This window comes from Halorhodospira sp. M38 (assembly GCF_022227985.1).
Classification (GTDB): domain Bacteria; phylum Pseudomonadota; class Gammaproteobacteria; order Nitrococcales; family Halorhodospiraceae; genus Halorhodospira; species Halorhodospira halophila_A.
This window is the reverse complement of record NZ_JAJNQP010000034.1, coordinates 1-9,592: the sequence shown is the minus strand read 5'-3', so window position 1 is coordinate 9,592 and position 9,592 is coordinate 1. Positions and strand designations below refer to the sequence as shown.

The 9,592-nt window shown below is 57.8% G+C and carries 5 protein-coding genes and 1 pseudogene; 5 read left to right on the top strand and 1 reads right to left on the bottom strand.

Going from position 1 to position 9,592, the window contains the following annotated elements:
* The first annotated feature begins 372 nt into the window (after window positions 1–372).
* The 5 genes from LRA98_RS12020 (at window position 373) to LRA98_RS11995 (ending at window position 7,927) form a co-directional block, all read left to right on the top strand.
* Complete coding sequence (locus LRA98_RS12020; RefSeq protein ID WP_238634146.1) at window positions 373–561, top strand: hypothetical protein; 189 nt, start codon at window positions 373–375, stop codon at window positions 559–561.
* A 67-nt stretch (window positions 562–628) separates the two neighbouring features.
* The gene (locus LRA98_RS12015) at window positions 629–1,576 is read left to right on the top strand and encodes a hypothetical protein (protein WP_238634147.1); all 948 of its coding nucleotides are present in this window, start codon (window positions 629–631) and stop codon (window positions 1,574–1,576) included.
* Window positions 1,577–1,980: 404 nt separating this feature from the next.
* Window positions 1,981–3,345: an IS5 family transposase gene (locus tag LRA98_RS12005; RefSeq protein WP_238634145.1), complete on the top strand. Its 1,365-nt coding sequence runs from the start codon at window positions 1,981–1,983 to the stop codon at window positions 3,343–3,345.
* Between the two features lie 190 nt (window positions 3,346–3,535).
* Complete coding sequence (gene dsr1, locus LRA98_RS12000) at window positions 3,536–7,363, top strand: anti-phage defense-associated sirtuin Dsr1 (protein ID WP_238634144.1); 3,828 nt, start codon at window positions 3,536–3,538, stop codon at window positions 7,361–7,363.
* Window positions 7,364–7,489: 126 nt separating this feature from the next.
* Entirely contained in the window at window positions 7,490–7,927 is a 438-nt protein-coding gene (locus LRA98_RS11995) for a hypothetical protein (protein ID WP_238634143.1), read from the top strand.
* Window positions 7,928–8,067: 140 nt separating this feature from the next.
* On the opposite strand, the pseudogene LRA98_RS11990 reads toward LRA98_RS11995, so the two are convergent.
* Window positions 8,068–9,592: pseudogene (locus tag LRA98_RS11990) on the bottom strand (site-specific integrase); the annotation flags it as partial.

Genomic DNA, 9,592 nt, shown 5'->3' with positions numbered 1-9,592 from the left:
CCCCCCCCCAAATGCCCGCCTGATAGACGAACTTGTCAGCCCGCTCGCGCCTGGAGGGGCGCTCCGGTCCACTGTGCTGAATGATCCGGATCAGGTGCATACGCCCGCGCGTGGGGTGCTTACTGAATTCTCAGCAGATGCATAAGCATTGACGTTGTTGTCGTTTCGCTCATAATGAAGCTTTATCGCAACGTAAGGTCATGTTTTTACGGAGACAAAACAAATTGACTGAGATGTTGTGACTTGTCAAGCTAACCTCGGCGAGAGTCCTTCCTCAAGAAGAGGGTAAGTATCGATTAGCGCACCACCGTTCTGGGTTCCGTAACGAGCGGGTAGATAAAGGGATAATTAAGGTCTCGGGAGATGATCAAAATGCAAAAGCAACAAGTAAATAGCAATCCGGAACACAGGTCTTTCACACTGAGTTTTCTTGAAGAGAACCCAGCCATTGACATGAGCCAAGGCTGGGTCTGGGAGCCGGAAAAAGACCTTGATGTTACAAGCATAAAGACAGCAACTTTTAGTGGAAAGAACCAGGCCGACGACTACACCAACGAGTAATATAAGGAAAAAGAGGTGGCTTGGTGCCACCTCTTTTTTATAAAAAAAAAAGGAAAAAAAATTGATTGTGTTGTTCGGTGACCTAAATGACCCTCACCTAGTTAGCATTAGGGATTGTGTTAAGTCAAAAAAAATAAAATGTGAAATCTTAGGGACGGATGAAAATAGCTTGCTGCAAACGAAAGTCTCATATGGTGATGCAGGTGTTTCAGTAAGCCAAGGAAAACTCTGTCTCGATGTTTTTGATATAGCAGGCGCGTTCATATTCTTACCGATTTTTATAGACTCAAAAAGGTCTGATCAAAACTTCAGATTTTGGCACGCTTCTTGGAAAGAGTTTCTCTATAGCATTTACGATCACCTTCAAGATTTTGGGGTTGTAGTAAATAAAGGATTTAGGAATTCTATATCTTGTCAGAGCAAGATGAAGTTAAAGGAAGTTTCTCGCGGTCTCGGGGTGCCGCATCCTAAATCGGTTATAACAAACTCGAAATCAGACATAAACGATTTCTTTGATCGCGCTGAGTCTGTTGCAATAAAGACACTTCATCAAATATATTTAGAAAAAGACTCCAGCCCTACAATGCTTCTGACCAAAATTGTCAAAAAGGAAGATTTTGATGATTTCGACGGTTTAGGGGAAAGCCCTCTCTATCTTCAAGAGTTTATTGAAAAAAAGTATGATGCAAGATGCATATACGTCGGCGGGAAGGTGATTAGCTGCAAAATTGACGCTTCCGGGTCCGATTATGGTAGAGTCGACTGGCGCGCATATGATCTTCCAAGAACAATTCATAGAGAAATCTCAGAGCCTAAGCATGTCAAATCTGCCATAACAGAAATAATGCAAGAAATGCAGCTTGACTATGCATGTATAGACTTTTGCATTGATCAAAATGATGTGTGGTGGATACTTGATGTGAACCCCTTTGGGAAGTATATGTGGATAGAAATGGCGACTGGGTTGAAAATAAGTGATGAAATCGCTAATTTTTTGATAAAAAAATATCTCTAGGGAAGCGCCACATAAATCCCGCCGAAACTTCCTGATCCCGCCTCATTCAGTGCGCACCGAGGGCTTGGTCTTACCCTCCAACTGTGGACGCCTTAATAGCTACCATTCGACGATGTGATTCATGACGAGGCAAGCTACCCCAATGAGTGAGAGCTAGACGAAGCCCAAGCGCACGTGCTACCGCCAGGCGTACCGCAATGAGGCCCTGGCGCTGGCTGAGCGCGTCAATGTCAGCGAGGCCGCGGAGCAGCTCGTTCTCCAGCCGGCGCGCCCAAGGTAAACAGTCGGTCCTGAAAAACTCGCAACGCACTGATCGAACGTGGGTTATAGGCCCTTTAGGGCGCCTGGAATCACCGGGTTTTGGTATCCTGCGATTTGAGACCTTGCAAACTTGGACGGCTGTGATGGGACCCAAGGACGATCGACGGACGCCGCAGCACGATCTCTTCCGCATGGAGCTGGCCAACCTGATCAACCCGCGGCATCCGCTGGTGCAGCTCGCCGAGCGGATCGACTGGAGCGTGTTCGAGCAAAAGTGGGCAGGGTTCTTCCTCTCCGCCACCGGCCGTCCGGCTGCACCACCACGGCTGATCGCCGGGCTGCTCTACCTGCAGCACGCCTACAACCTCTCCGATGAGGCCGTCCTTGAGCGCTGGCTGGAGTCGCCGTACTTCCAGTTCTTCTGCGGTGAGCAGTACTTCCAGCACGAGCTGCCCATCGCCCCCTCATCGATGACGCGCTGGCGCAAGCGCATCGGCGAGGAAGGCGTTGAAGAGCTGCTCGCGCAGACGATCGAGACCGCCCGGCGCGAGGGCCTGGTCAAGCGCCAGAGCCTGGAGCGGATCACGGTGGACACCACCGTCCAGGAGAAGGCGATCACCTACCCGACCGACGCCAAGCTCTACGCCCGTGCCATCCGCAATCTCGCCAAGGAGGCCAGGCGGCACGGGATCCCGCTGCGCCAGAGTTTTGCCCGCAAGGCGCCGGAGACCCTGCTGCGGGTCAACCGCTACGCCAAAGCCAAACAGATGAAGCGCAAGCGCCGGGCGACCCGGCAGCTGAAAACCAACCTTGGGCGGCTGACGTGGGACATCGAGCGCAAAATGGTCGATGCCCCGGAATCCGCGGTCACGGCCCTTCGGCCGCAGCTGCGCAAGGCCCGGCAGCTTCTTGAGCAAACGCGTAAGGATCCGGACAAGCTCCTCGCCTGGCATGCACCGGAGGTGGAGGTCATCGGCAAGGGCAAAGTGGCCAAGCCCTGGGAGTTCGGTGTGAAGGTCTCGGTGGCAGTGACCAACCGCGAGAGTTTCGTCGTCGGTTGCCGGACGATGCCGAACCGCCCCTACGATGGCCACACCCTCAACGAGGCCCTGGAGCAGGCGGAAATCCTCAGCGGTGTGCGTCCGACGCACTGTTACGTCGACCGCGGCTACAAGGGCGCCTTGGGGTTGCCCGGCATGAAGGTTTTCCATTCCGGCCAGCGGCGCGGGGTGGACACCCGGCGCCTGCGTCGGGAGTTGCGCCGACGCTCGGCGGTAGAGGCGGTGATCGGCCACATGAAGACCGATGGGCGCATGGACCGGTGCCGACTCAAAGGTCGCCTGGGCGATGCGATGAATGCGGTGCTGGCCGCCGCCGGGCACAACATCCGGCTCCTGCTGCGGGCCATGCCAGCTCTTTTGCGCGCTCTACTGGGGTGGCTGCTCACGCGTCTGGGTGGTCACCGCGCAGCACTGGGTGCACCGGAACCCGCCGGCGTTCCGGCATAGCCGGTTATTCAGAACCGACTGTATAAGGGCACCGCCGTCGTGAAGGTGAGTACAACCGAGGACCCGGATGCGGGCACACCGCACGTCCGGGTCTGTGCGGGGGCGCCCGGCAACGGGCGTTCCTGCCGTGAGAGGCCCACTGAGGTTTCAGTTGCTTGCCTGCACGAGCATTGGAGAGGAATCAGAAAGAATGCAATTCATCAGCCACGGTCCTGATATTCCGGATGCGCTCTTGCAGGCGCACGAGGAGGGGCGTGTGGTGTTTTTCTGTGGTGCGGGTATCTCGTACCCTGCCGGCTTGCCGGGCTTCAGGGGTCTGGTAGAGAAGGTTTACCGGCTGAATGGCACTGCGCCCTCGGACATTGAACGCGAGGCCTTGGACCGTCGTCAGTTCGATGCCACCCTTGACCTGCTGGAGAGGCGCCTGCCGGGGCAACGTCTAGCTCTTCGCCGTGCGCTGGCACAAGCGCTGAAACCGAAGCTGCGCCGGAAAGGTGCCACTGATACTCAGGCAGCGCTGTTGAGGCTCGCTCGCAGCCGCGACGGCGCGTTGAGGCTGGTCACCACTAATTTCGACCGAGTGTTTCATGCGGCGGCCAAACGCTCTGGCCAACCGTTCCAGGCGTATGCAGCGCCGATGCTGCCTATCCCGAAGGACAGCCGATGGAATGGTCTGGTCTACCTGCACGGCCTGCTGCCCGCGAAAGCGGATGACACGGCCCTGAACCGTCTGGTGGTCACCAGTGGCGATTTTGGTCTGGCCTATCTGACCGAACGCTGGGCTGCTCGTTTCGTAAGCGAGTTGTTTCGCAACTACATGGTCTGTTTCGTGGGCTACAGCATCGATGACCCGGTGCTGCGCTACATGATGGATGCTCTGGCTGCCGACCAGATGCTGGGTGAAGTCACGCCTCAGGCCTGGGCGCTGGCGGATTGCGAGCCGGGGCAGGAGCACGGCAAGGCTATCGAGTGGGAAGCCAAGGGCGTCGCACCCATCCTTTACCACGTGCCCACCGGTGGCCATGATCATTCGGCGCTGCACCAAACCCTGCAGGCGTGGGCGGACACATACCGTGAAGGCGTACTAGGCAAGGAGCGTATCGTTGTCAATCACGCCCTAGCACGACCTTCGGCGAGCACACAGCAGGATGATTTCGTTGGCCGTATGTTGTGGGCGTTGTCGGACAAATCAGGGCTCCCGGCCAAGCGCTTTGCCGACTTCAACCCTGCCCCACCGCTGGATTGGTTGCTGGAGGCCTTCTCGGACGAGCGATTTTGTCATACCGATCTGCGCCGCTTCGGCGTGCCGCCGCACGACAAGACAGATGCCAAAATGCGCTTCAGTCTGGTTCGGCGGCCTGCGCCCTATGACCGTGCGCCGCCGATGCTGCTGGCCTCCGGTGGTGTCCCGGGTAGCCAGTGGGATGAAGTCATGTTTCATCTGGCCCGCTGGCTCACACGCTATCTGGATGACCCGAGGCTAATCCTCTGGATTGCGCAAAGTGGCGGCCAAATGCACGACCAATTGCGGCTTCTGATCGAGCGCGAGTTGGATCGTCTGGCCTCGCTGGAGGATGACGGCAAGGCCGCCGAACTGGATGGAATTCGTTCGCAGGCGCCTAAGGCTGTTCCCGGCCCCTTTATGCGCAAGTTGTGGCGCCTGCTGCTCAGCGGTCGCGTTAAATCATCGTGGCATGCCCCCGACGATCTCTATCGCTGGAAGCAACGATTGAAACGCGAGGGGTTGAACACCGCACTGCGCCTGGACTTGCGCGAACTGCTCGTACCCCAAGTGGCCTTGAAGAAGCCGGTTCTTTGGAGCGATGAAGAAGAAAACGCGGACGAACCCACGGGCTTGCGGCAACTGGTGGATTGGGAGCTGGTGCTGGCCGCCGATCATGCGCACTCGGCCCTGCGTGATCTTGTTGACGAGCACTGGAGATCCGCCTTGGCGCAACTGCTGGAGGATTTTCAGCAGCTGCTGCGCGATGCGCTAGAACTGCTGCGCGAACTGGGCGAGGCCGATGACCGCAGCGACCGATCGCACTGGGAACTGCCATCCATTACGCCGCACTGGCAGAACCGGGGTTTCCGCGATTGGGTGAGCCTGATCGAGTTGCTGCGCGATGCGTGGCTGGCGCTTCACGCCAAGGATAGTGCACGTGCGACGCGAGTAGCGCAGACTTGGTTCGAGTTGCCGTATCCCACCTTCAAGAGACTCGCCTTATTCGCTGCCAGTCAGGATGACTGCATCCCGCCCCAACAATGGGTGGATTGGCTGCTGGCCGATGGCTCGTGGTGGCTGTGGTCCGTGGATACTGGACGGGAAGTATTCCGGTTATTGGTGCTGCAAGGGCGCCAATTGGCAGGGCCCACTCAGGATCGCCTGGAAGCAGCCATATTGGAAGGCCCTCCGCATGGCATGTACCGGGATGATCTGGAAGTAGACCGGTGGCAAGACTTGGTCGCCCGCGATGTCTGGTTGCGTTTGGCGAAACTGAAAGCATCGGGCCTCACGCTAGGGGAGGGCGCAGCAGCTCGGTGGGCGGAACTCTCCAATGCCTACCCGCGATGGCAATTGGCAGCCGACGAACGCGATGAGTTCTCCCACTGGATGAGTGGCACCGGCGATCCGGACTATGAAGAAAGTCGTGATGTCGATATTGCACCTCGAACGCGGCGTGAACTCGTTCAATGGTTGGCCAAGCCGCCCCCCAAACGGCAGCCATTATACGAGGATACGTGGCGCGACGTTTGCCGTACTCGCTTCTTTCATAGCCTGTACGCGCTATGCGAGCTGGCACGTTTTGACGTGTGGCCGGTCGAGCGATGGCGTGAGGCAATGCAGGTCTGGGCCGAACAAGGCATGGTAGTACGGTCGTGGCACTATGCTGCGCCGCTAGCCCGGACTATGCCCGACACCGTCATCCAGGGCATCATCCACAGTGTGACGAGGTGGATTGAGGCCACATCCAAAGCTACCACCCACCACGAGGACATTCTGCTGACCCTGTGCCGCCGAGTTCTGGCCTTGCCACTCGAAGCAGGCACCGGCATGACACGCAATGGAGAACCGCTTGACCAGCCCGTTACAGAAGCTATCAATCACCCGGTCGGGCATATCACCAAGGCATTGATAAACCGGTGGTTTAAACGCAACCCGAACGACGACGATCAACTCCCCGCGGACATCGCTCCTGTCTTCACGGAACTCTGTGATGTGCAGGTGGCCAGATTCCGTCATGGCCGGGTATTGCTAGGAGCCCATCTCATCGCGCTTTTTCGCGTTGATCGTCAGTGGACAGAGCAATGTCTATTGCCACTATTCAGCTGGAACAATCCGGCCGAAGCGAAAGGTGTGTGGGAAGGCTTTTTGTGGTCACCCCGCTTGTACCAGCCCTTGCTGACGGCGTTTAAAGCCCAGCTTCTGGAGACCGCAAACCACTACACGGATTTGGTTGAGAACCGACAAAAGTTCTCGGCTTTCTTGACGTACGCAGCACTGGGTCCAATTGATGGGTATACCGTTGATGATTTTCGATCCGCGGTTAACGCGCTGCCTCTAGAAGGGCTGGAAGAATGTGCGCAAGCCCTATCGCAAGCACTTGAAGGTGCCGCCGATCAGCGTGAGGACTACTGGAGGAAGCGTGTCCAACCATTCTGGCAACAGGTGTGGCCCAAGTCACGCGACCTAGCCACCCCGCGAATCGCCGAATCCTTGACCCGGTTGATCATCGCCGCCCGAGGCGAATTTCCTGCGGCTTTGGCAGAGGTGCAGGACTGGTTACAACCGATAGAGAATCCACGCTATATTGTACATCTGCTGCACGAATCCGGTCTGAGCCGCCAATATCCGGCGGAGGCTCTGCGCCTCTTGGACGCCGTCATTGTCGACCAACCGTGGGCACCTCGGAGGTTTGGGCAATGTTTAAAAGAAATCGAGGAGGCGGCGCCACAGCTTAGGCAAGATGCTAGATACCAGCGACTAAGTGAATACTTCCGAAGGCGGAGCATGTGAAAACGAGAGCCGTCGTTTCACACGGTAACTGGGTGTCTAAAAAGGCGCTGCCATGGGTGGTGTTTACGCTGCGCTTCATTGTCGCCAGTGAGTGTTATCGTTAGCGAGTATCAAGAAGGAGGAGGCATGAAAGTACAGGACCAAGATATCTATCACGGAGCCGCACTGACTCAAGTCGTCGAGCATGAGTCCTTTAAGGCTCTTAATAAGGGGAGTGGGCGCTACGGACACTACCTTGTTAATGCTGATTGCAACGTTTTTGTGAAGTACAGCACGCACGAGGACGGGCCGTGGATTTTTAATTTTCAACCAGATCATTTGGAGCCGATTCGTAATGTTCTTGGTACAGAATCACGCGCTTTCGTTTGTTTGGTTTGCGGAGAAAAGACTGTTTGTGCACTTTCTAGTGAGGAGATACAGGAAGTGATTAACCTTCATGCGGGCAATCCTCAATGGGTCCGTGTCCAGTTTCCGTCCGGTGGAAGTTGCCGGGTTCAAGGCAGCGCCGGAACACTGAGTCGCACCGTTCCACACAATTCTTTTCCTAACAAGCTCTTTGAGTAAAAGACTACTAACCAGGCGCTGCAGCCGACGTCGAGCCGCGCGCGGTTCGGCCGTGGGCTGAGCGTGGGCGTTAAACGGATGGAGCTAGTGCCGAAGGAGGTGCCAAGGTACAAAGGACAAGTAATTTTCTCGCGGGTGACTTAAGGTATGACGGTTCTACGATAGCGCATCTCACTGTGCAACCATGCAACGGTCAGGGCGTATTGGGCCCCGAAGGCTCGCGCATAGGTGCCGGCGTCGGTATCGGGCTTGCTCGTAACGGTGACGTACCCGCGATTCGGAGCATCGGGGTTGGAAGCCGGGAGATTTGGATCGGTCAGGACCGGTATCTGCGCTTTGCTGCTCCAGTACCGCCGTTGGGTCTCAGCGGAGCCGACGTCGGAGGATGGTTTCGGCGTGTGGTACGCGATGAAGTCGGTGATGAGCCCGAGCGCCTCCAGTAATCCAAGCCAGCGTTTGAAGTCGGGCACCGTGTCGATGCGTACCGTCAGCAACCGGCCAGGGCGGTGGCCACGACAGTAGGTATCGAGAAGGTTGATGCGGTCGCGGTTGCGCATGGGTGAAATGCCGCGTCCCGGGTTGCCATCGAGGAAGGCCCAGACCTCACGAGCGAGGGTCTTTTCGGCACGTGTCGTTGGCTTTTCGAGTAGGGGGCTCTCGGTATCTTTGTCCCTTGGGCGGCGGCGCATGCCGGACGGTAATCTTTCGAGTTGGTGGATGTAGGCGGCCAGGGTTGCCTCGCTCCATGGGTAGGCGAAGTGTTGGGCGGGTCCGTCACGGTGGTGCTGGTGATTGATGGCGTCGGTGAGCAGGAGGTTATAGGCGAGCGGATCGTCCGGGGCGAGGATGTCGATCGCTCCGGTGTGCGGCGGGGTTGGGACATACCGCTCGGCCTGCGGAAGCTGTCGGTCGGTGATGAGGTCGAGCAGGACCGAGGCTGGGGCGTCTGCGCCGATCTCTCTGCGGATGGTGCGAATGTGGCCCGCGCTTAGACCGGTTACGGCGCTGATTTGGATCGAGGTCAGATCATCGGTGACGCGGCGGACACCCCGCCCGAGGAGGTCATCAAGGGTGTGGAGGTAATGCTCCACGGTGATGGTGGTATCGGCATGGCCGAGCATCCGAGCGACGAGGCGCAGCGAGCGTCTTTGGGTGGCTGCTCGGCCGATAAGGCTCTGGCGCATCAAGCGTGGATCTTCGGTGGGTCGCTGTTGGGCCCAGGGTGGGTCGGCGCGTCGGTCATCGGCTTCTGCCTCCCAGAGCTGGACGAGAAGCCGGGAGGCGAAGGAGTGGCGCAGGTGGTGATAGCGCAGGGAAGCGTCGCCGGCAGCCTGCGCGAGGGCCTGGGTCAGCTCTGTGAAGATTGGCGCATTGTTGCGAAAGGGCTGCTGTTGACCTGGGAGTGCCAAGAGGGGCGATGCCTCCAGGTTCTCAATGCCCGCGTGGAGGCATTCGGTGCGTCGATCACGCTGCCAGGTGATCAAGCGCTCAAGGATGGCCTCGGGCAGCAACACCTTCAGGGGCAGGGCGCGCCGGGCGTTGCTGCTTTTGAGGAGCCGGTGGTTGTTGGGTCGGATGACCAGGTCGTAGGCGGGGCCGCCGTCGAGATCGTTGAGGAGTACCCCGGCGGCTTCGCTGCGACGCAACCCCGCGTAGAAGCCAAGG